The organism is Flavobacterium sp. CG_23.5, assembly GCF_017875765.1.
Taxonomy (GTDB): domain Bacteria; phylum Bacteroidota; class Bacteroidia; order Flavobacteriales; family Flavobacteriaceae; genus Flavobacterium.
Window position 1 is genome coordinate 159,868 of record NZ_JAGGNA010000001.1, and the last position, 22,121, is coordinate 181,988.

19 protein-coding genes are annotated in these 22,121 nt (G+C 33.0%); 6 read left to right on the forward strand and 13 right to left on the reverse strand.

Features of this window, described 5'->3' with window-relative positions:
- Window positions 1-72 precede the first annotated feature (72 nt).
- Window positions 73-1,122, reverse strand: coding sequence for a glycosyltransferase family 9 protein (locus H4V97_RS00550; protein WP_196849694.1), 1,050 nt, complete (start codon window positions 1,120-1,122; stop codon window positions 73-75).
- Window positions 1,123-1,366: 244 nt separating this feature from the next.
- On the opposite strand from H4V97_RS00550, the gene H4V97_RS00555 reads away from it, so the two are divergent.
- A complete protein-coding gene (locus tag H4V97_RS00555; protein WP_196849693.1) occupies window positions 1,367-1,741 on the forward strand; it encodes a hypothetical protein in 375 nt (124 codons plus the stop codon).
- Window positions 1,742-1,952: 211 nt separating this feature from the next.
- On the forward strand, window positions 1,953-2,504 hold the full coding sequence (locus H4V97_RS00560; RefSeq protein WP_196849692.1) for a C40 family peptidase: 552 nt from the start codon (window positions 1,953-1,955) through the stop codon (window positions 2,502-2,504).
- A 276-nt stretch (window positions 2,505-2,780) separates the two neighbouring features.
- On the opposite strand, the gene H4V97_RS00565 is transcribed toward H4V97_RS00560, so the two are convergent.
- The 12 genes from H4V97_RS00565 to H4V97_RS00620 all read right to left on the reverse strand — a co-directional run bounded on the left by H4V97_RS00565 (window position 2,781) and on the right by H4V97_RS00620 (window position 18,144).
- A complete protein-coding gene (locus H4V97_RS00565) occupies window positions 2,781-3,365 on the reverse strand; it encodes a fasciclin domain-containing protein (protein ID WP_196849691.1) in 585 nt (194 codons plus the stop codon).
- Window positions 3,366-3,577: 212 nt separating this feature from the next.
- A complete protein-coding gene (locus H4V97_RS00570) occupies window positions 3,578-5,206 on the reverse strand; it encodes a long-chain fatty acid--CoA ligase (RefSeq protein ID WP_231385418.1) in 1,629 nt (542 codons plus the stop codon).
- A 161-nt stretch (window positions 5,207-5,367) separates the two neighbouring features.
- Window positions 5,368-5,979 carry an SOUL family heme-binding protein gene (locus tag H4V97_RS00575; RefSeq protein ID WP_196849690.1) on the reverse strand — a complete coding sequence of 204 codons (612 nt, stop codon included), beginning with the start codon at window positions 5,977-5,979 and terminating at the stop codon, window positions 5,368-5,370.
- Between the two features lie 689 nt (window positions 5,980-6,668).
- The gene (locus H4V97_RS00580; RefSeq protein ID WP_209548647.1) at window positions 6,669-8,045 is read right to left on the reverse strand and encodes a tetratricopeptide repeat protein; all 1,377 of its coding nucleotides are present in this window, start codon (window positions 8,043-8,045) and stop codon (window positions 6,669-6,671) included.
- 451 nt (window positions 8,046-8,496) lie between these two features.
- Entirely contained in the window at window positions 8,497-9,201 is a 705-nt protein-coding gene (locus tag H4V97_RS00585) for a DUF4386 domain-containing protein (protein ID WP_196849688.1), read from the reverse strand.
- A 268-nt stretch (window positions 9,202-9,469) separates the two neighbouring features.
- Window positions 9,470-9,664: a hypothetical protein gene (locus tag H4V97_RS00590; RefSeq protein ID WP_196849687.1), complete on the reverse strand. Its 195-nt coding sequence runs from the start codon at window positions 9,662-9,664 to the stop codon at window positions 9,470-9,472.
- 904 nt (window positions 9,665-10,568) lie between these two features.
- Window positions 10,569-11,597 carry an alpha/beta hydrolase gene (locus H4V97_RS00595; protein WP_209548648.1) on the reverse strand — a complete coding sequence of 343 codons (1,029 nt, stop codon included), beginning with the start codon at window positions 11,595-11,597 and terminating at the stop codon, window positions 10,569-10,571.
- A 392-nt stretch (window positions 11,598-11,989) separates the two neighbouring features.
- Window positions 11,990-12,541, reverse strand: a complete 552-nt coding sequence (locus tag H4V97_RS00600) for a DinB family protein (protein WP_196849685.1) — start codon at window positions 12,539-12,541, stop codon at window positions 11,990-11,992.
- Between the two features lie 974 nt (window positions 12,542-13,515).
- Window positions 13,516-13,998, reverse strand: coding sequence for a hypothetical protein (locus H4V97_RS00605; RefSeq protein WP_196849684.1), 483 nt, complete (start codon window positions 13,996-13,998; stop codon window positions 13,516-13,518).
- A 170-nt stretch (window positions 13,999-14,168) separates the two neighbouring features.
- Entirely contained in the window at window positions 14,169-14,912 is a 744-nt protein-coding gene (locus tag H4V97_RS00610) for a hypothetical protein (protein ID WP_196849683.1), read from the reverse strand.
- A gap of 653 nt (window positions 14,913-15,565) precedes the next feature.
- Window positions 15,566-16,525: a YeiH family protein gene (locus H4V97_RS00615; RefSeq protein WP_196849717.1), complete on the reverse strand. Its 960-nt coding sequence runs from the start codon at window positions 16,523-16,525 to the stop codon at window positions 15,566-15,568.
- A gap of 191 nt (window positions 16,526-16,716) precedes the next feature.
- Entirely contained in the window at window positions 16,717-18,144 is a 1,428-nt protein-coding gene (locus H4V97_RS00620) for an L-serine ammonia-lyase (RefSeq protein WP_196849682.1), read from the reverse strand.
- A gap of 323 nt (window positions 18,145-18,467) precedes the next feature.
- Between H4V97_RS00620 and H4V97_RS00625 the strand changes: the two genes are divergently transcribed.
- The 4 genes from H4V97_RS00625 to H4V97_RS00640 all read left to right on the forward strand — a co-directional run bounded on the left by H4V97_RS00625 (window position 18,468) and on the right by H4V97_RS00640 (window position 22,116).
- Window positions 18,468-19,148, forward strand: coding sequence for a response regulator transcription factor (locus tag H4V97_RS00625; protein WP_196849681.1), 681 nt, complete (start codon window positions 18,468-18,470; stop codon window positions 19,146-19,148).
- Window positions 19,145-20,431: a sensor histidine kinase gene (locus H4V97_RS00630; RefSeq protein ID WP_209548649.1), complete on the forward strand. Its 1,287-nt coding sequence runs from the start codon at window positions 19,145-19,147 to the stop codon at window positions 20,429-20,431. Before H4V97_RS00625 ends, H4V97_RS00630 begins: the two co-directional genes overlap by 4 nt.
- Before the next feature lie 99 nt (window positions 20,432-20,530).
- Window positions 20,531-20,950 (forward strand): PepSY-like domain-containing protein, encoded by a 420-nt coding sequence (locus H4V97_RS00635; RefSeq protein ID WP_196849679.1) that lies wholly within the window; start codon window positions 20,531-20,533, stop codon window positions 20,948-20,950.
- Between the two features lie 143 nt (window positions 20,951-21,093).
- Window positions 21,094-22,116 carry a YncE family protein gene (locus tag H4V97_RS00640; protein ID WP_196849678.1) on the forward strand — a complete coding sequence of 341 codons (1,023 nt, stop codon included), beginning with the start codon at window positions 21,094-21,096 and terminating at the stop codon, window positions 22,114-22,116.
- Window positions 22,117-22,121 lie beyond the last annotated feature (5 nt).

A 22,121-nucleotide genomic window follows, 5' to 3' on the forward strand; every position in this document is an offset into this window, starting at 1 on the left:
AAGTGCTTCTTTTTTCATTTAAACTTATTTTGAAGTAAATGGTTTAATTTTAGTAATTAAATTTTTATCAAATCATTTTTTTTTAAGAATTCCATCTACTACTTTGATATAATCATCAATAGAGTTGGTATTCGTATTTATGGCGACACTATTGTTGTCGTAAGGCGCATACATGTTTATGTTATCGCGGGAAAATAGTCCAACAGTAGGCGTTTGTGCTGAACTTGCCAAATGCATGATTCCACTATCGGCACCAATAAATACTTTGGTATTTGAAATTAATGAAGCGATTTCTCGAACATCTTTACTATAAAAGGTAGGTGCTTTAAATCCTATTTGCGAAACGTTTTCGACAGGTAAAACTTCAATAATGTTATAGTCAGGGTATTCCTTTTTTAATCGTTCATAAAATGGTTCCCACCACGATTCTGAATAGCATTTGTCGCCAGTTGCGAAGGTAAATATGCAAATAGTTTTTTTGTCGTTTTTAATTATGCTTTGCAGTACTTTTTGACCTTCGGTGATTTCAGAAGCACTTAACAATAGGTTTAATGAAGGCACTGGATTGTCATTTTCCTTAAATCCAAGTTTGGTTAAATAATGTCTGAAGTTATAGACAGGATATTTAGCAATATGTTCGTAATCCTGATATTTCGATTTAATATCATCAACATCATCCCCAAAAAATTTGAACTTTGAATTCACAAATTGCGCAGAAAGCCTTCCAGAAGAAGAGTTTTCAACTACATTAATAACAATATCATAAGGGTGTTTTTTTAAGGATAACCAACCTTTAAAATATTTTACTAACTCTTTAAAAGGTTTTCTTGGGAGCTGGATTATTCGCTTGACGTTTTTATAATTTTTAAATACAATTGCCGCCAAGCCTCCATTTACGAATAAATCAATTTCACATTGTGGAAAAGTTGCAATGACTTCTTGAACAAGCGGAGTAATTAATAACTGGTTTCCTAACCTAGGATTTGGTCTGCAAATTAGGATCTTTTTAATCTCTACTTTAGTTAAATCTGTATCTGGATTAAAATGGGAAGTTCCAATGTTTTTAGTTAAACGGTGCATTAGAGTTCTTCTGAATGCATTGATTTCACTTTTTATATTCATGCTTTTGATAAAATTATTTTATGTGTAATGAAAAACTACATCTAATTTTTATTTTAATATTTCTTTTTTCTAAAGAATAATCGTCAAAGAAACGACTTTTTTTATACAATTCAGAATGAAAATTTTCCTCAAAACAAATAAAACAGACTAGCTGCAATCCTCTAAAGTAGTTTATTGGCATATCTTTTGTATTACAAAAATTGGTAGTTTACATATCTAACAATTTAAAAAAGAATCAAAAAGTATGAAATATTTTATTTTAACGCTCCTGCTATCCGGTAGCTTGTATTCTCAAGAACATGTATTTAATGTGCAACGGTATTGTGTAGACGAACTTCCTTTTAAAACCGGAGAATGTGATATTTCAGGAAATGAGTATTCTTTTGTGTTCTTGGATACTCAAAAAAACGATGTTGTATTCTTTTTTACTGACATGAAATTGAAATATAAAATAGTGGACTCTTCAGTGTATTCTCCAGATCCAAATTATATGCTTTATATCTTAGAGAATGAGAAAGGGCAGGTGGAGATGAAAGTAAACAAGCAGAATACCAAAATGGAATTCTTATATCCAAATAATCATATTTATTTGATGGTAGGTAAATCTACTAAATTGTAAGGCAAGCTTGTGTTTATTAAATGTCGCGTTTTAATTTGCAAGTTAGCAATTGGCCTTTTTTACACCCTTTCGGTTCGAATCATCTAAATTTGGTTAGATTTGTAAAAGTGGAAGATGGTTATGACTCACGCAAATACTACTTTATTTTCGGAATATAAGTACATCTACACTCATTTTCCAAGCTTAAAAGTGTTAATCTAATTTTTTTAATATGACATCCAAAAAGACAAATTTTTTAAAATTCGCAAAAATAATTGGTTTATCACTAACTGTTTCCTGCGTGGCGTATGGTTCGCTTAGAGGAGCGAAGGAGTTTCCTAAAACGAATGAAACCGTATTGAATGACACAATTATAAATCAAATTAAAATTGATGTTTCCTTGAGGGATGATATTGTGAATTTTGGAATGGGATTACTAGGGACGCCCTATATTGCGGCTGGCTCCTCCAGGGCTGGGTTTGACTGTTCAGGATTTGTTTATTTTGTTTTTCAACATTTTAAAATTCATGTTCCGCGAAGTTCTTCAGAATTTAAAAATTTCGGAAAAGAAATTCCCATTAATCAAGTCCAAAAAGGAGATATTCTAGTGTTCTTGAGCCCAAGCAGAAATGTTATAGGTCATATAGGTATTGTGACTAATCCAAAAGGAAAGGAAAGTGATTTTATCCACGCATCTTCCAGTCGCGAAATGAAAGTCATTATTACAAGTTTAAAGAAAGAGGGTTATGCACGTAGATTTGTAAAAGCAGTTCGTGTTTTATAAATTTAGAGAAGCTGGGAAATATCTCTGCGAATTCCAACTTTGCTTGATAATGAAATATTGGGATAAAATAGAAAAACGGATTGCCTCTAAGATTTTCTCAATCACAAAATGAAATAGGGATTTGCAATTCTTACCCATTGACAGTTTTATTATAGTTTTCAAAATTATTGTTAGAACTGTTGTTTGTTGCAAAAAAATAAAAAAGTTACGTTCTTTACTTCACAAAAAAAAGCCTTTACACTGCTGTAAAGGCTTTTAAAATAATAAGGTATAAAATTATTTTGGCATAACCACACTATCAATAGCATGAATAACTCCGTTTGAAGCAGCTACATCTGCAAGGATAACCATTGCACTACCACCTTTTTCATCCGTCAACATTACTTTTCCGTCCATCAAGCTTAAAACGATTGTACCTCCTTGAACAGTTTTAACACTGTATTTTCCGTTATTTTTATTGATAGCATCAGTCACTGTTGCAGCGTCAAATTTTCCTGCTACGACATGATAAGTCAAAACTGCTTTTAGTTTTTCTACATTTTCTGGTTTCAATAAACCATCTACAGTTCCTGCAGGAAGTTTTGCAAAGGCAGCGTTATTTGGAGCAAAAACAGTAAAAGGACCCTCTCCACTTAATGTTTCAACTAATCCTGCTGCTTTTACTGCTGTTACAAGCGTTGAGAAATCTGCATTTGCAGAAGCTACACCTACAATGTTTGGTGTTTCGACAACAACCGTTGTATCCATTACTACTGCTGTTGAATCTGTCATCTCTGCTGAATCAGCTTCTTTCTTTTTACCACAAGAAGTAGCGATTACTCCTGATAATAACAATACACTTAATGTTTTTAATAATTTCATAGTCAATGTTTTAAGTTTAAAATAAATTAATACACTCAAAGATACACAATTATATGTTTTGTTTATTTTTTTTAACAAATAATTAAACAAATAATAATGTATGAACTTAATTGGTAGTAATGCTAGTCACTATTGTCTTTATTTAGAAGCAAATTAGGTTTGCCACAATAGGTTGCGAGTGAATCGTTTACTAGAATAAGGAATTATGCTGTTCAAGTAAGTTTTCCCGCCGCAAAAAGTCTTCTAATCTCTTTTTTGTCAAATTTACCAACGCTTGTTTTTGGCACTTCATTTATAAAAACATAATCTCTTGGAATTTGATATTTTACGAAGTCTCTGGATAAAAATTCAATTAATTCTTCATCTGAAACTGTATCTTCATTTCTGACCAAGACTATGGAAGCCAAAGGTTTTTCTACCCATTTTTCGTCTGCGATGGCAATTACGGCCGCTTCTTTAATTTTAGGATGAGCCATTAATGCAGATTCCAAGGCAACACTAGAGATCCATTCGCCTCCGCTTTTTATAAGGTCTTTTGTTCGGTCTTTAATTTCCATATAACCGTCTGCATCGATAGTGCTGACATCGCCCGTCTTAAACCAACCATCTTCCGTAAAACTTTCCTGATTATTGGTTTTAAAATAAGAATTGATAACCCATGCGCCTTTGATTTGTAATTCTCCCATGGTTTTACCATCTGCGGGTGCCAAAGCGCCGTCATCTGTCATAATCCTTAATTCCACACCAGGAAAAGCAGTTCCTTGTTTGGCACGGATGTCCAGTTTTTCGTTATCGGATAAATGGGCATGCTTTATTTGTAATCTGGAAACGGTACCCAAAGGTGATGTTTCTGTCATTCCCCAGGCCTGAACTCCTTTTATCCCGAAATCTTTTTCGAAACCTTCGATAAGACTTTTGGGTAATGCAGATCCCCCTACAAGATATTCTTCCAGTGCTAGTTTTTCTTGTGGTGGATTCTTCTTCATGGCATCATAAACGCCTAACCAAATTGTGGGTACTCCATTTGCTTTAGTAACTTTTTCTTCTTGAAGAATTTTAATAATAGCTTCTGGTTGTAAATTGGAAGAGGGTAGTACCATGTTTGATCCAGACAACAGACATAAATACGGAAATCCCCAAGCCATTACGTGAAATTGTGGTACAATCAATAAAATGGTATCTAGATTACTAAAATTTCCGGCATTTGGTGATATAATGGTTGAAGCATGTAAATACGTTGACCTATGAGAGTATAAAACTCCTTTTGGCAAACCCGTTGTTCCGCTTGTATAACACATTCCGCAAGCATCATTTTCGTTTAACGTGGGCCATTCAAAATCTTGTGATTGCTCTGCCAGTAAATCTTCGTAGTGTATAGTATTTAGCAAAGAGGTTTTAAAGTCTTTAGCGGCATTTATGATCACATAACATTCTACTGTTTCCAGCAGGCTGGCAATTTTTTCTATTAATGGGACTAAAGTTGCATCCACAAAAATAACTTTATCTTCAGAATTGTTGATTATATATTCCGTTTGATGGCTTGTTAACCTAATATTTATAGGATGACAAATAGCTCCTACACCTGAAATACCATAATACAATTCAACGTGAGGCGCGTGGTTCCATGCAAAAGTACCCACCATGTCCCCTTTAGTGATTCCTAATTTTAGTGTCAACGCATTGGCTAACTTTTTACATCGTTTGTACATGTCACCAAAGAGATATTCCTGTCGGGTTCCGTCTGGTAAGTAGCTTATTATTTTTTTATGATGATAGACGCTGTTTCCATATTCAAGAATGGTAGTCGTTGTGAGTGGATAATTCATTATTAAGCCTTCCATACTAAAAAATTTAAAATATTATTTAATTCTATGATGTTACTTGTTGCGTAATATTCAATCAGTTTCCTTTTTTTTTTAAATTCGGTTATTTGACAATTCCCTTTCCTCGACAGCTAGTTCATATACGCTCAATCCGATTTATAACACTTCGGACAACTTTATTATTGTTTAATTAGTTCAACGGGTGCGATTTCCAACTCAACAATAACTTCATTTTTACGATTAATAACTTCAAAAGGGGGATTGTATCCCAAAAAGTAAAATCGGTTTGTGTATTTTATTCCCTCGGCATCCAAAGCTGCCTTCAATTTCTCTTTATATTTTTCTATTTTTTCAGCATTTGCCCAACCGCCAAAGGTAATGGCAGCAACAGTTTTTGCCGGTTCCTCGCGAAACTCTATTCGCGATTGGTTAGGCTGTGGAAGGGTTTCTTTTTTGAATTTTTTGGGAACCATAAACATAACCGTCATGGAATCTTCCAAGGACATGGCTACAGGTGAAGTCATCGCTATTTTTTCATTCTTTTCATTTCCACCAAAAATGTATCCGGCTAAAATTGAGAACCCTTTGCTGGACGCCTCTTTATAATCTTTAGTAGAGAGTTTGACAGAAGAAAACAAAGTTGCTTCGTAGTTACGGATTTCAAATGTGTCGTACTTTTTATTGACTACATATGGATAGGATTCAATATTTTTTTGCTCGTTCATGGCGTATAATTGAACGATGATAAAGGCTACAACGATTACTCCGAGTGAAATTAATAGTATTTTCATTATTTGGATTTAGGGTTATGGCTATTGTATTTTTAATTTCACCAACATTCACGGGCTATAAGCCCTTGGGGTGATTGTAGCAGTTTATTCGCTACCGCATTGTTGAAAGTTATGAAAAAAATGTATCCTATTTACCAAAAAGAAGAAGTCAATTAAAGATTGTATTGAAAGTATAGCTTTATTGATTACCATAATCTTGTCAATTTTTTTCGAAAAATCCTATGGCGTGGATTTGCAATCCTAGTCCAATACCAGTTTTTTTTCATTAGGATAATAATCTTTGTAACTGTTTTAGCTTTAAATTTATTGGTCCTTTACAGTTTTTTTATTGATTCTCTTTGCAATCCTAGAATGCAATTTCCCCATTGATATTAGTCAAAAAGCAACTTCCTTATTCGGTTATTTAACAGTGAAGCTTATAATTTGTACTAGAAAATGAACAAAATAGAGCTCAATATGCTTTATAACAGTATGCCATAAAAAAAAGAGGATATCAAACCCTCTTGAAATCCTTCAAATATTTTTACGATAATTCCATAGGAATGGACTCATGATTGGTTCCTGCCTTCTCGCCGTGACGGGTTCAACAAAGATATCATTACTTCTTCCATTTGCGATTGCTTGGGTTTTGGTTCGCCGCGGTCAAAGTAACGAAGCCTTAACTTTTTTGCGACTTTTTTTTTTGATTTTCAGCGCCCTATTTGTTCAATTACTTTTTTCGCAGCGGCTAATCTTATTTTGTTGTTTTTTTCGATTAGTTTTTCTGTTATCCAATGTTCCAATTTATGGTGCAACGGAATCAAAAGTGAAGCGATTAAAACCATTATGGACAACATGAGTATTGGAGAATGATGAACCAATCCGCCAAGGTACGGATGAAGAAGTAAATTGATGAATTCAAAGATAATTAACAAAGATAAGATTCCCAAAAAACGTATTGTTGCCTTATTGGCAAACTTCGAATGGCTAAAGATTAGGAAAGTTATCACAAAAAGAATTAGTGTTACAGCAATTGCCGAATATTGAAGATTGTGGGCACGTTCCTCTGCCAATCGTACTTTTTCTTCAGCGACTTCTATTTTTTGGAGGCGATCCTCAAATAAGAGGTTTTGGATTTCTGATTCCTCTTTGTTATTTTGGATAGTATCTTTGATAGTCATGGCCATCCGTAAATATTTTAAACAGCTATCGGACTGTTTCAATTGATTGTAAGAATCAGAAAGAACTATTGCAGCCTTTTGGGTTTGATGAAGAAATTTGTGTTTTCCTATCGAAATTGCTTTCTGTGCATAAACTATACTTGAATCGGTCTGCTTTTGGTTAAAATACAAAGTTGCTAATGAAAGATAATTAAAACATAACCATCTGTATTGTTCTCTCTCCGTGGCAGTCGCTACGCCAAGGCGGTAATATTCCAACGCTAATGGAATATTATTTAATTTCGACTGCAAATCCCCTAATCGGTTATAAATAATAGAAATTTGATCGCTTTTAACTCTAAGGCTTTGCTGATAAGCATCTTGAAGGTATTTTATTGCCAAGTCTGTTTGCCCTGTTTCAAGATAGCAGATACCTAACGTTGAAATTATATTGCTACCAGACAACTTTTTTTCTTCTAAAAGTTTCTTTGCCAGTAATAAGGTTGCAATCGCACCATTGTAATTTCCTTGTCTCCTGTAAATATTTCCAATATTATTATAGGCACTGAGGATACCATTATTGTCATTTAATTTCTCAGCTAATTGTTGTCCTTGCAATGAAATTTTTAATCCCCTGGAATAATTGCCGGTAACAAATAATGCAAAACCTAATTTATTTAGGCTTTGCATTTCATAATATAAAGATTTAATTTTTTTTGATTCGAGAAGCGCTTCTTCTGCAAAATCAATTGATTTGGTAGGGTTTATATTTGTATTTTCAGAGGAAGCTTTAATTAACGATACTATATTTGTAGTGTATTCCTTGTTAAAAGATAACGTATTCTCAATTTCTTTGACATCTTTTGATTGTCCAAAGCTATTTCCTACTGAAATTAAAATCAGTAGCAGGTGGAGAATGTTTCGCATAGGGTGAATTTAGTTCTAATATAATATTAATTACTCGGTTCTCGAAAATATCACACAACTTGGCTTCGTTCGATAGCTATCAGACTAAAAACCCCAAAAAGGTCTTTTTAGAACTTACTTTAACGTAAATATAGTTGATTTGTAGTGTAAAAGAAAGTCTCTTTACAAAAATACTCTTAATGATTTTTTAATTATTTTAAGTGGCAAAGAGGCTTTAAAAATATTTTCATAAAGTTGAACGAATAGACTAACGCTTGTAGATCTTATTAAAAATCTTTTTGACCAATCAAGTTGAATATTCTCTTATGATAGTTGACTGTACTAAACAAATTCAATAGGGCAAATATAGAATCGTTCAGTAGCTATTGCTTAGGTGTTGGTTCGACGTTGCGAACGCGACGAAGCCTTAACTGTTAGCGGTTCGGACTTTTTTCTGTTTATAAGTACAATCTTAAATTTCATTCGGTATTTTATGTTTTGAAGTGTCTAAACCTTTTATTAGTAACCACAAGCAAAAAGACAATTCACCAATAAAAATCGGAATTGCAAGATATAGAAAAATTGGGTTTTCAAAACCTTTGGAAAGAAACATTGTAAAGCTATTTATCAAGTAGCATAAACCTGAAAGTGCATAAAGTATTCCAAATATTTTTGGTAAAAAGTTTGATTTGAAAAGTACATAACCAATTATTAAACAATAAAATCCAAAGAATACCAAACCAATAGCATAACCTTGGGCTTGAATTTTTAACGACAACAACGAAAGTGTTGCAAGTTGATTTGGTTGAAAAGTGTTTAGGTACGGATCATTGCCCAAAATCAGAAGCGGTGAAATTTGATTGAGCAGATTGACAGCAATTATGGCGGTTTGGATAATTACAAAAGCTAACGCAAGTTGTACTAATAATTTATTTACTCGCTTGAAAATATGATAAATTATTAATATCGTTGGCAAACCTATTACAAAATTGAAAAGGTCCGAAGCAAAACCCCAACGAAATAACATTCCATGTGCTTTTATGTTTTGTGCAGTCGCTAACGCATCGGTAGAAACTGTTAATGCCTGCCTTACAAAAACTTCGGAAAACAATCCTGTTGCAATTACTAGTAAGTAACAAAAACCTGCAATACGAGCTAATTTTTTATCTGAAATCATTTTATGTAGTTTTTTTTCGGAGTAATTTTGATTTTAACTTGCCATATGTTTTTTTGCTTCGCAATGTTGAGAATTTTTAAACAGCGTTTTTTCTTCCCAAACGAAGATATGAAGTAAAACATAATTTCAGTACAACCTCAAACTTGTAAAACTGCTGTCGCTCAATCGTACTTATTATTACTTTTTTATTACTACACAATTCAAATCTTTCAACTATTTTGTTTTCAAATATTCTATAGTGTGAAGTTTAGTTTATTTTCTGCGATGTTTATTTAATCTTTTGAACTGTATTATAGTTTCTTAAAGCTACCGCCAAAATTAAAAGTCCGAGGCCTATTCCCAAAAACAAACCTTTTGTCAAATCAGTTAATTCCACAAAACGTGAAAACACTTGAGAAGTTGCAATTATAAACATTCCACTAGACATTAAAATAAGCGAATTCCTTTTTGTTAGTTTTTTCATTTGTTCTCTATTTAATTATTTGATACTACCCGTTAGCTGTAACTATTCAAAACGTCAGTTCGAGTATTTTTTGTGTAATGAAATGAAACAAAAAATGTATCGAGAACCGATTTTAATAACAATTTTTCTTGTTCTCGATACATTTTTCTTCCCGAGGCTTTGGGAGAAAATCACTCGAACTGACGAAAAATTATCATCAAAAACTAATTACACTCAATGGATTAATACTATCTTTTAGTGAGTCTTCAAATTTTGTTATTTGTTACATTTCTTCTTACATTCTATGTTTTTCGCTAGTATGATGGAAACCGTCCGGCTCTTTGAGATGGTGTGTACTTCGCAACCGGTAATTTTTCGAAATGGTAATATCACTAAATAACACAATAGATCAAAACGGATGATACACTATGTTATTTTTCTATTGAAGTTACCGTTGTCTTATTGAATGTTAAAACAAACTTATTACCTGCATTTTAAATATCAAAGATTGTTGCTAAAGTCATTAAGATTATAGCTGTTATTAAAATGAATATTGAAAGAAAGGAGTGTGATTTTATTGACAACTTTTCCAAATACCATATTTTAAGATTAACACCAAGCAGTACGATTGTTAAAATAAGTAAAGGGATTGTTACTAACTCGAATATTGCACTAAAAAAATTATGTAGAACAATATGTTTAAATGATATGTATATTACACTTGCAAAATAAAATAAACAAGTACTACTCAAAATTAGATTTCCGTTTCTATTCATAATTGTGTTTTATTATTTAATCAGCTAATATGGGCGGCATCGGGAACACACCCACGACATTAAAACTGCTAATACAGCGGTTCCGTTTAACCGCGGCTTCATTGTTGGCTTTGCAAGCCCAACGAAGCCTTAGCTTTTGGCGGTAGGTTTTAATTTTCTAAAAAAATTTTTATTTCATTCAAATATATTTCAGGTTGTTCAACAAAAATTTCATGACCAGCACTTGGAATAATTTTTAATTTGTGATTCGTGAACAAGTCAAGATATTCCTTGGTATAGCCCCAATTTATATTGTCATATTGTCCTTTCAAAACTAAAATAGGAATTTTTGATTTTTTAAGATTTATTCTTGGGTCGGTTAATTTACCATAACTTACGCTTGTGTTTAAATTGCTGTAACATCCAGCACCACCTTCCTCCGCTATGGCTTTTGATGAATCATAAACAAGTCCTTTTGTAAATACAGTTGCCAACTTAGTTAGATAACTATCAGCTTCTTTGTCAGAAGCTAATTTTGTACCGAAAAAACGAGCCCAAATACTAATTGAAATATATCTTGGATTAAGAGCAAAAGCAATAGCTTTTGCATTTGGGTTATAAGGTTCTTTTAATTGTAAACTATCTGGCGATTTTACTTTTTCTAATTCATCGTTTACTGGTTTTATTGCACCAGGACAAGTAAAAATTAATTTATCAGTTTTATCCAAGTTGTCTGCCGCAATTAATACTGCCAAAGCTCCACCCCATGATTGCCCAATAAGAATTACTTTTTTTGCTCCCAATAGATTTACAATTTCTTCAAGGTCTTTTTTATGACGGTTTGCAGTATATTCTTTTACTTTTTCTAATCTACCCGAGAGTCCAGAACCAATTTGGTCATATAAGTAGACATCATATCCTAATTCTGAAAGTTTACCAAGAATTTCAATATTTTTTGTATAAACATAACCACCCGGTCCACCATGTAAGTAAATAATTGGGGAAGTTTTTTTCGTTCCTTTCCCTTCAATCATTGTGTATGCTATTTTTGAACCAGAGGGTAAATTCCAATATTGAGTTGTTACTCTTTGTTTCATTTGAGGAACGTCTAACTTAGTTGGAATGCATCCTTTTACTATAAATATTATCAATAATATTAGTAATAGCCATTTTGTGATTTTAAAAATCTTTTTTTTCATTTTTTATGTATTGATGTCTCTAGTCTTTTGTAAACTTACCGCCAACGTCAGTCTGTGAAAAAACCTTCGTTTATTTCTTCCAAATATAGAAATTTATGTCACAAAAAGGAAGAAAAGTTTTATATTTAAAGATGCAACACATAACGGGAATCTCGCGCCAACAGTTACAAATAAGTAGTTCCCTTTAAGCTGAATTACAGTAATTGGTAAGAGCAGCTATGCCCAAAGGTGAAGGAAAACACGATAAAACCAGATCGATTATCACCCCAAAAAAAAGAGGATATCAAATCCTCTTAATTATTTTACGATAACCCCATAGGGCTGGAAGTAAAGCGGTTCCGTTCAACCGCGAGTTCATTGTTCGTCTTTCAGACGCAACGAAGCCTCAGCTGTTAGTGGATAGTGTTATTTTGCATTAGTTCCATAATCTCTTTGGCTTGTTCAAAATGTCTTTGCTCGTGCGAAATAATAATGTCAAATGCGGTTTCCAATTTGTAAACTATATTTTTGTTTGCAGGGGATGAAATTATTGTCCCCGTTTCAATCAATTCTTTTGACGATTCAATTTGTCGTTTCAATTCACTTTGATGCCTTTCAAATCGGCTCAATATTGCTCCGTCTATTTCGCTTCCAGTTGGCTCCCAAATCGGGAATGTCTTCATCCTCTTCTTTCTGTCTGGTTTTACAGCATTGAGAATCGTTTTTCCCAAAAATGAAACCATAAAACCAATTTTCGATATGAACGGGGTTTTATATGTTCCTTCTTTTAAAGCGATCAAAACGGGATAATAGGTCTCATTAACAACTATTATATGGTCAATATTTTGGGCAATACTCCACGTATTGGAATTAGGTCTCCAATTCAACTGTTCGCTTGAAAGTATCCCAAATTTTGAGATTGCTTGTTCAGTTATATTATCCAATTCAGTTGTCCATTTTTTCATTGTCCTAAATTATTTAAATTTTGTCAAAATTAAGTTCAATTTCTACACTTGTTACTAACGTCAGTCTCTGAATAAACTCAAAAAGAGCCTCTGAGAACAGGCTGTATGAAATTTTTCTCCTACAAGTGTCCGAATAGTTTCTCTTTTTGACTTAGTTTTTTCACAGCCGGACGTTTCGTCGCTTTGCGAGGTTGCGAACTTCGTAACCGAATATTTTCTGTTACTTCTAAATTTCTTGCGAAATATAAACATGAATTTAGAACTTAATTCGCTTTTTTGTCAAACGCCTGTTACCTGCTGGCCTTCTGTATACTGTGTCGTTGTATGCCTTGTTAATACTATCTTTTAGTGATTCTTCAGATTTTGTTATTTGTTACATTTCTTCTTATATTCTATGTTTTTCGCGAGTATGATGCAAACCGTTTGGCTCTTTGAGATGGTGTGTGCTTCGCAACCGGTAATTTTTCGAGTGAACGTAAATTGAATGCGAAGCGGTAATATCACTAAATCACGCAATAGATCAAAACGAATGATACACTATGTTATTTTTCTATTGAAGTTACAGTGTCTTATTGAATGTTAAAACAAACTTATTACCTGCATTTTAAATATCAAAGATTGTTGCTAAACTCATTAAGATTATAGCTGTTATTAAAATTAATATTGAAAGAAAGGAGGTTGATTTTATTGACAACTTTTCCAAATACCATATTTTAAGATTAACACCAAGCATTACAATTGTTAAAATAAGTAAAGGGATAGTTACTAACTCGAATATTGCACTAAAAAAGTTATGCAGAAAAATATGTTTAAATGATATGTATATTAAAATTGCAAAATAAAATAAACAAGTGCTACTCAATATTAGATTTACATTTCTATTCATAATTGTGTTTTATTATTTAATCAGCGCTAATATGGGCGGCATCGGGAAGACACCCACGACATTAAAACTGCTAGTAGGGCAGTTCTCTTTAATAATGTGGCACTAATTTTTGAATCATTTTTTGGCCAGAAATGAAAACTACCTCAATTAAAATATTCTTTGCACTATCAGCGAATATCTTGATGTTTACTAAATCCTTTTCCTCATTAAAATATATGGTTGTATTTGTATTTTCTAATTTTGAATGAAAACGAAATTTTGGATTAATTTCACTCGCATATTTATGGAATTTATCATCAGTGATTCGAGCCGTTTGATTTTTTATAGTAATTAGTTTCGCGATGTTTTTATCATCAAAGACAAACGTTATTGTATCAGTTTTTTTATTAAGAATTTTACTTTCTTCCAAGAACTCGCCCTGTTTTTGTGAACTTAAAATTCTTCCTTTATATTTTTTGTCAATGACCTCTCTACTAAAATTTATTTGTGAATACAGTGTTGAAAATGAAAAAAAACAAAAAAGTATAATGGAATAGTTCAAATTTTCGAAACCAATATTTTTTTTGCTCATAATTTTCAATTTGTTGAGTTTATCACATCTGCTTTCTAACTACTGTTAATGCTTCTCAGCATCGTATTGTAGGCAATTTGTTAGCAGAATATTTTCGGCTAAACGAATATATGAAAATAAACGATAATTCCACTAAATTCCAGCCAGCTCAAGATGGCTGTTGTGAGTAATTATTTATACTTTCTTTTTATTTCGATTATAAGTTTTTCGGCAATCTCTTTATTCATTTGGTTTGTTACCTTTTCAGCTATTTTCTTTAATTTCGTTTCATTAAAATCATTTACCTCCTTTTCCACTTTATCCAAAAGGTCGCAGAAAAATAAGGAAGGACTATCAATTATTCTTTCGTAAAACCTATCTAATGACTCAAATTGTTGAATTGAACTATTCTTAAATTCCGCAATTTCCATTATGCTTTTGTCAGAACTTTGAGTTGAATGTTTTAGTGAATTGTTAACCAGTCTTAATTCATTTACTTCTACGTAATCATTAAGTTCTTTTACTGAAATATTCCTTTTCTTTAAAAAATCAATCATTTCGTGCCATTTCGGATTAGCATTAGGTAACTCGTTATAGAAATGAAATATCAATTTTTTTGTGTTTATTTCAAGGTGTTTGAATGCATAGATAATTTTCATTTCTAACAATGCAATTAGCTCGTCTTCTGCATAAAGCGCTGACTCAATATGTTCTCGCATTTGGATTTGAAGTGAATGACCAGTATGGTTAGCTATTTCATCAATTTCATTATACTTTTCTGGGTCAGTCGATTCTAATCCTAACCAATATTCAAAATCGGAATATTCCCTATCTCTTTCCTTTTTTAATTCTGTAATTATTTCATTTACAGGTCTATCAAGTTTATTGATAGATTGATTTAAAATTTCTTGAATATTTTTTGGAATTTCATTCATTTGAATAAAGTCGTATTTTTATAATTACTCACGATTTGTCTATAACATCAAATATATACATCTTTTTGAATGTTTTACTTAAGTTGTTCAGTATTTTCTTATTATTTTCATCTACGAAGCAATCTAGTGGGGTTGCTAGCTTACAGGTTTGCGTTTTTGAAAAATGGGAGTAGCTGGTGTTGGTTTTACGACTAGTGTATCCTAATTACTCTTGTATAAAATGAATATTTCAGCCATTTGTCAAGAAGTGGGTTGCAAACCTGCTTGCAGGAAGGAATGACTATGTTTTAAGCTGTTCTCGTAATGATTTGTGAATTCCAGCTTTTGCAAATCCGTTTTTAAAAAGCTGTTGCGCGGTTCTGGAACTGTATTGCCCACCATATTGTATTTCAAAAAGATATTTTCGAGGTTTATACGTGGTGAAATAAGTCTTAACTACGTCAAGATACTTTCCGGTAAATGAGAAGACGATTTTTCTTTCCTATTTTTAGCCCAGATAGCAGTGGAAAGCATTTTATCAAAAAAGGCTGAATTTTGTTGTCCTAAAAAAGCGACCAACGGAAGCTATTTTTAGGGCTTACAAAATGGCCTTTTTTGATGAAATCTTGTAGCGAATAGCTGGAAAAGCTACCAGAAAATAATATGTTTATACCTTACAGTAATGAAAGTATTGCCCATAAAGCGACGGCGGAAATGAGGAACCAAAGCACAACTCCTTGAAGTAGGGGTTTGTATCCCACGGAAAGCAAGACTTTTCTAGACAACCCGCAACCAATGAGAAATAGGGTTACCGTCAATCCTGCTTTGGCTAATCCGGTTAAATACGAACTGTATTTTTGTACAATTGGAAGATAGGTATTTGCAATCATGGCTAAAACGAACAAGCCGATGAAGTAGGGGATTTTGATTTTGGTGCCTTTATTTTTAAAAAATACCGTCGCTAAAAATGCCACGGGAATAATCCATAATGCTCTTGCCAATTTTACTGTTGCGGCTACTTCCAAGGCATGCGGACCGTATTTACTTGCTGCTCCCACCACGGAACTCGTGTCGTGAATGGCAATGGCGCACCACATTCCAAATTGCGTTTGAGATAAATGTAAAGCGTGACCGATCACTGGAAACAGTATTAAAGCAATTGAATTGAGGATGAAAATAGTGCCTAAGGCTACCGAAATTTGTTTTTCTTCGGCTTTTATCACCGGCGAAATAGCAGCAATGGCACTTCCGCCACAAATGGCTGTTCCTGCCGAAATCAAAAAGGAGGTTTTCTTCTCTATTTTTAAAAACTTGCCCATTAAAAATCCAATGAGTAATGTGCCAATAATTGAGGCAATTGTAAAAAGGATTCCTTCTTTTCCGGCTTTCATTGCGCTGGTTACATTCATCCCAAAACCCAGTCCTACAACGGAAACCTGTAATAAAATATGGGTGGCTTTATGGTTTAAATGTAAATACGGATGGCCTATAAATTGTGCAATAATCAATCCCATCAATAACGCAATGGGTGGCGTAATGAACGGGGACAAACACAAAACAAATGCCAAAAGAAAAATGACTTCTTGCGTGGAAATCCTTTTGAAAAACAGGTTTTTTGTGAGGAGATTATGCATTTTAGATTCGGTTTTCATACTGTTATTCTTAATTTATAACGGTACAAAGGACATCAATTTATAGGATAAAACGAAATTGTATTTAGTAATTTCCCATTACTTGAGGTTATACTGAATTGTAAAACTAATGTTCCAGTAGGATTTTATAAACAGCGGTTCTCCTATAATTTTGACAGATTCATCCTAAATATTTAACAATCCGCCATATTCACAGCAATTGCCAGACCACCTTCGGAAGTTTCTTTGTATTTGTTGTTCATGTCTTTGGCAGTTTGCCACATGGTTTCCACTACTTTGTCTAAGGGAACTTTTGCATTTTCGGGATCGGTGGCTAAGGCTAATTCCGCAGCATTAATAGCTTTGATGGCGCCCATAGTGTTGCGTTCAATACACGGTATTTGCACTAATCCGCCAATTGGGTCACAGGTCATTCCAAGATGATGTTCCATGGCAATTTCGGCTGCCATTAAAACCTGCTCGGGTGTTCCGCCCATTAATTCGCATAAAGCCGCTGCTGCCATAGAAGAGGAAACCCCGATCTCGGCCTGACAACCGCCCATCGCTGCTGATATAGTGGAACCTTTCTTGAAAATACTACCTATTTCACCGGCAACCATCAAGAATTGTTTGATTTCCTTATCTCCGGCTTCGTGGTTTTCAATCACTAAATAATACATTAAAACGGCTGGGATAACGCCCGCACTTCCGTTTGTTGGTGCCGTCACCACGCGTCCTAAAGCCGCATTGACTTCATTTACTGCAAGTGCAAAACAGCTTACCCATTGCAGGATTTGGCGAAATTTCACTTCGGTTTTTCTTATTTCTTCGAGCCAGGTTTGCGGAGAATTATAATTGGCTAAACCAATGAGGTTTTGGTGCATATCGAAAGCTCTTCGGCGTACGTTTAATCCTCCTGGAAGAATACCTTCTGAATGACAACCAATGTACATGCATTCTAACATGGTATGCCAAATGCGCATCAATTCATGGTCGATCACTTCCGGCGAACGCATGGATTTTTCGTTTTCATAAACGATTTCCGATATCTTTTTCTTTTCTGTAATGGTAAAATTGAGTAATTCGGCAGCATTGTCAATTGGAAACGGAAAAGCACATTTTATGGCGATTTTTTTCTTGGCATTGATGCGTTCTTCTTTGACTACAAAACCACCGCCGATGGAGTAGTAGGTCGCTGAATATTCCTTGTCATCATTGAGATAAGCGGTAAAAGTTAACCCATTAGCATGGAAGGGAAGGAAGTTTTTATTGAATACAATGTCTTGCAGAAAATAAAAAGGAATCACTATTTCGTTTCCTAAATTAATTTCATTTTTGTCTTCGATGGATTTGATGATTCCAGCAATATTTTCAACAGGAATAGTTTCCGGATCTTGTCCGCTTAGACCCAGCATTAACGCTAAATCAGTTGCATGCCCTTTTCCGGTTAAGGATAAGGAACCGTACAAATCGACTTTTACTCTGTTTACAAAAGGCATTACATTTTCCTCTCGCAATTCACTCAAAAAGCGTTCGGCTGCACGCCAAGGTCCAAGGGTATGCGAACTTGAAGGTCCGACACCAATTTTCAGCATATCAAAAACAGAGATACATTCTTCCATAATCAGGGTAAATTTTACAGCGCAAATATATATTAAAGAAATATAGAATTTTTTACAAAAGCGCTTTTAGATGTCATTTTAATAATTATAGTTCGTGTTTTTATTTATTCAGTAACAAATTGTTTGATTCATTGGTAATTAAATTTTTAATAATCAGCAGTTGGCTTTCCTGTTTTTAAATGGATTTTTCTATTGTCGTCGAATTAGTTTTTTATTAATATCTGAGGTATTTTTTTATTTGCTACTGATTGCAAGATAATTAAGCTAATATTTAGAAGGAAAACAGAATTAGAATAGAATTTAGCTTTAATTTTACTTTTACTATGAAAATACTACTTATCGAGGACGAGCCGCAATTACAACAGAGCATTACTCAATATCTTGAAATGGAAGGAAATGTGGTGGAAATTGCTTCCGATTTTTCTAAAGCAGAAAGCAAAATAGCCCTATATGACTATGATTGTATTTTAGTAGATATCACGTTGCCAAAAGGTTCCGGATTAGATTTAATAAAGGAGATAAAAGATAAAAAGTCTAAAGCTGGAGTAATAATTATTTCGGCAAAAAATTCTCTTGACGATAAAGTGTTTGGTTTAGACCTTGGTGCCGATGATTATTTGCCTAAACCTTTTCATTTATCGGAATTGAATTCGCGTATCAAAGCGGTAATTAGAAGAAAAAATTTTGACGGGAATATAGAAATCAGTGTAAACGAAATTATAATTTTGCCCAACGAAAGAAGGGTTTTAGTTCATAATAAAGAAGTTATTTTGACTACAAAAGAGTATGATTTGTTGCTTTATTTTGTGGCCAATAAAAATCGGGTGGTCAGTAAAGGCGCATTAGCCGAACACATTTGGGGAGACAATTCAGATCGATTGGACAATTTTGATTTTATATACAATCATGTCAAAAATTTGCGTAAAAAATTATTAGAAAAGGGATGTGAGGATTATTTACAAACCATTTACGGCATTGGCTATAATTTTAAAACAAACGAATGAAATTATTAGCTAAAACCAGTTTATATTATTTGATTTTGAGTATTCCGATATTAATTTTATCGGGATTTATTTGTTACCATATCATTACCGCGGAGGTAAATGACAGTAACAATGAACTTTTGAAAAATCGGATTGTTGTCGTCGAAAATTATTTGAAGGAAAATGATACGGTTGCTTTAAACTTAATTACAAAAAGTAAAGAAGCCCAAATAGAAAAAACTTTAAAAAAACAGTATGTAAATGGGGTTAAAACGAAGTATTCGGATACATTAATTCTTGATAAAAAAGAAAATGAGTTAGCAGTCAATAGGATGATTTCATCCCTTGTTACCATAAGAAACAATAATTATCAAATTAAAATTTGGCGAAGCACAATAGAATATGATGAATTATTTGATGGTATATTTTATTTGTTGCTTGTTATTTTATGCTGTCTTTTTTTGATTTCAATGTTTGTGAATTTTTGGGTTTCAAAAACTTTATGGAAACCATTTTACCTAACCGTAGCTTCGTTAAAAAGGTTTCGCGCAAACGACAACCAAATTCCAGCTTTCGCTAAAACCTCCATAAAAGAATTTGGAGAATTAAATAATTCGCTTAATGCGATGATGGATAAAATGATTGTTGATTATAACAGTCAGAAGAAATTTACCGAAAATGCTTCACACGAAATACAAACGCCTTTAGCAGTTATAAAATCAAAGATTGATTTACTGATCCAATCTAAAAATTTACAGGAAAATGAAGTAAAATTAATTTTTGCGATTGATGATGCCTGCTCGAAATTAATTCGACTTAATAAATCACTTTTATTACTTACTAAAATTGAGAATAGGTATTTCAAAACCACAGAAATGGTTTCTTTTGAAAATATTGTAGATAGTTCCTTAGTCTTTTTTGAAGATCATATTGATGCCAATAAAATCGAGATAACAAAAAATATTGAAAGTGACTTTTGTGTTTTAATGAATCCAGACTTGTGTTTGATACTTGTTAATAATTTATTGCAAAATGCAATTCGACATAATAGTAAGGGTGGTAAAATCGAAATTTTAATGGAGAAAAATAAATTTGTAATTTCTAATTTAGGAAAAAACAAACCAATTGACAACCAGTTATTTGAACGCTTCCAGAAAAATACTGATTCACACGAATCTTTGGGTTTAGGATTGTCTATCGCTAAAGAAATTGCTGAAGTTAATGGGTTGTCATTAGATTATCTATTCTCCGATGGCAAACACAGTTTTATCCTTTCTTTAGCTAAAAATATTGATTCGAAATAAAAAAAAGAAAGACTATTATTTTAGAATAGAATTAAAATAGAATTGCGTCTAATCTTTGTAATGTAAAATCATTTACATATCACATTTAAATAAAACGAAATGAAAAAATTATTAATGATTATGTCAATTGTATTCATATGCAGTTGTGCATTTGCAGGTACTCCACCGGGAGCAGTAAAAAAAGCGTTCGCTAAAAAATTTCCTACTGCTACAAAAGTAAGTTGGGGAGTTGAAGGTCCAAAAGAATGGGAGGCAGAATTTACATTAGAAGGAAATAAGATTTCTGCTAATTTTTCAGAAGATGGAACTTGGTTGGAAACCGAAAGAGAAATTAAAGCTGTTGATTTGCCAAAAGCTGTTTTAGCATCGGTAAAATCGAAATATAGTGATTGGAAAATTGCAGAAGCTGACAAAACAGAAACCTCGAAACATGGGACTATTTATGAAGTAGATTTAAAAAAAGGAATGAAGAGTAAAAGTCTTGCATTTAAAGAAGACGGTATGTCGATAAAAGAATAATTTTTTAATCAAATGTATGCATAGAGAGAGTTGGGTTTTTTATCCAACTCTTTTTAAATTGATTTAATAGCTGTGTTTTCCATAGAGTTAAATTTACTATTCTGTTTTAAAATCACCTTTAATTACCTTTTAAATTTTCAAAAATGAAAAAAATACTGCTATCATTTATAATTATTGTTTCTATTGCTAACACTTACAGTCAAACTTTTAAAGTTGCTAATAAAATCAATATCGCCGGGGATGAAGGCTGGGATTATATGGCAGTCGACGACGTAAATCAGCATTTGTTCGTTTCCCACGGAAGTGTTGTAAACGTGATTGATTTAAAATCAGATAAAACAATAGCTACCATTCCGGATACAAAAGGAGTTCATGGTATTGCGGTTGCAAATGACTTGAATAAAGCATTTATTAGCAATGGAAAAGACAATTCTATTACGGTTGTTAATTTGAAAACATTTGAATTAATAGAAAAAGTGAAAATTGCAGGAATTAAACCAGATGCTATTTTATACGATCAATTTTCTCGAAAAGTGTTTGTTTACAATGCCATGAGCAAAGATGCCACGGTTATTGATGCTAAAACAAATAAAGTGATTAAAACAATTGCACTTGGCGGAAAACCGGAGTTTTCGGTAACCAATAATAAAGGTTTGATTTACGTAAATATTGAAGATAAAAATCAAATTAAAACAATAGATGCTACCTCCTTAAAAGTGGTAAACACTTGGAGTATAGCGCCCGGTGACGAACCATCAGGATTAGCAATAGACTTAAAAACAAACAGATTGTTTTCGGTTTGTGGTAATAAATTAATGATGGTTTCAGATGCTAAAACTGGTAAAATAATCAAAACTTTACCTATTGGCGATGGTTGTGATGGTGTAGCTTTTGATGCTGAAAAACAACTTGTTTTCAGCTCTAATGGCGAAGGAACTATAACTGTTGTAAAGGAAAAAAACGCCAATTCTTTTTCAGTTCTTGAAACTGTTAAAACTCAAAAAGGAGCCCGAACAATTGCATTGAATAAAACAACACATCAACTGTATTTGCCAACCGCTGAATTTGGAACAAAGCCAGAACCAACCGCTGAAAATCCAAAACCAAGAGCTGGAATTACACCTAATTCTTTTACAGTTTTAGTTGTCGAAAATAAGAGTAAATAGATGAA

Excerpts from the sequence above, each read along its gene's own strand:
- H4V97_RS00550 (WP_196849694.1), bottom strand. The coding sequence starts at position 1,122 with ATGAATATAAAAAGTGAAATCAATGCATTCAGAAGAACTCTAATGCAC.
- H4V97_RS00555 (WP_196849693.1), top strand. The coding sequence starts at position 1,367 with ATGAAATATTTTATTTTAACGCTCCTGCTATCCGGTAGCTTGTATTCT.
- H4V97_RS00560 (WP_196849692.1), top strand. The coding sequence starts at position 1,953 with ATGACATCCAAAAAGACAAATTTTTTAAAATTCGCAAAAATAATTGGT.
- H4V97_RS00565 (WP_196849691.1), bottom strand. The coding sequence starts at position 3,365 with ATGAAATTATTAAAAACATTAAGTGTATTGTTATTATCAGGAGTAATC.
- H4V97_RS00570 (WP_231385418.1), bottom strand. The coding sequence starts at position 5,206 with ATGGAAGGCTTAATAATGAATTATCCACTCACAACGACTACCATTCTT.
- H4V97_RS00575 (WP_196849690.1), bottom strand. The coding sequence starts at position 5,979 with ATGAAAATACTATTAATTTCACTCGGAGTAATCGTTGTAGCCTTTATC.
- H4V97_RS00580 (WP_209548647.1), bottom strand. The coding sequence starts at position 8,045 with ATGCGAAACATTCTCCACCTGCTACTGATTTTAATTTCAGTAGGAAAT.
- H4V97_RS00585 (WP_196849688.1), bottom strand. The coding sequence starts at position 9,201 with ATGATTTCAGATAAAAAATTAGCTCGTATTGCAGGTTTTTGTTACTTA.
- H4V97_RS00590 (WP_196849687.1), bottom strand. The coding sequence starts at position 9,664 with ATGAAAAAACTAACAAAAAGGAATTCGCTTATTTTAATGTCTAGTGGA.
- H4V97_RS00595 (WP_209548648.1), bottom strand. The coding sequence starts at position 11,597 with ATGAAAAAAAAGATTTTTAAAATCACAAAATGGCTATTACTAATATTA.
- H4V97_RS00600 (WP_196849685.1), bottom strand. The coding sequence starts at position 12,541 with ATGAAAAAATGGACAACTGAATTGGATAATATAACTGAACAAGCAATC.
- H4V97_RS00605 (WP_196849684.1), bottom strand. The coding sequence starts at position 13,998 with ATGAGCAAAAAAAATATTGGTTTCGAAAATTTGAACTATTCCATTATA.
- H4V97_RS00610 (WP_196849683.1), bottom strand. The coding sequence starts at position 14,912 with ATGAATGAAATTCCAAAAAATATTCAAGAAATTTTAAATCAATCTATC.
- H4V97_RS00615 (WP_196849717.1), bottom strand. The coding sequence starts at position 16,525 with ATGCATAATCTCCTCACAAAAAACCTGTTTTTCAAAAGGATTTCCACG.
- H4V97_RS00620 (WP_196849682.1), bottom strand. The coding sequence starts at position 18,144 with ATGGAAGAATGTATCTCTGTTTTTGATATGCTGAAAATTGGTGTCGGA.
- H4V97_RS00625 (WP_196849681.1), top strand. The coding sequence starts at position 18,468 with ATGAAAATACTACTTATCGAGGACGAGCCGCAATTACAACAGAGCATT.
- H4V97_RS00630 (WP_209548649.1), top strand. The coding sequence starts at position 19,145 with ATGAAATTATTAGCTAAAACCAGTTTATATTATTTGATTTTGAGTATT.
- H4V97_RS00635 (WP_196849679.1), top strand. The coding sequence starts at position 20,531 with ATGAAAAAATTATTAATGATTATGTCAATTGTATTCATATGCAGTTGT.
- H4V97_RS00640 (WP_196849678.1), top strand. The coding sequence starts at position 21,094 with ATGAAAAAAATACTGCTATCATTTATAATTATTGTTTCTATTGCTAAC.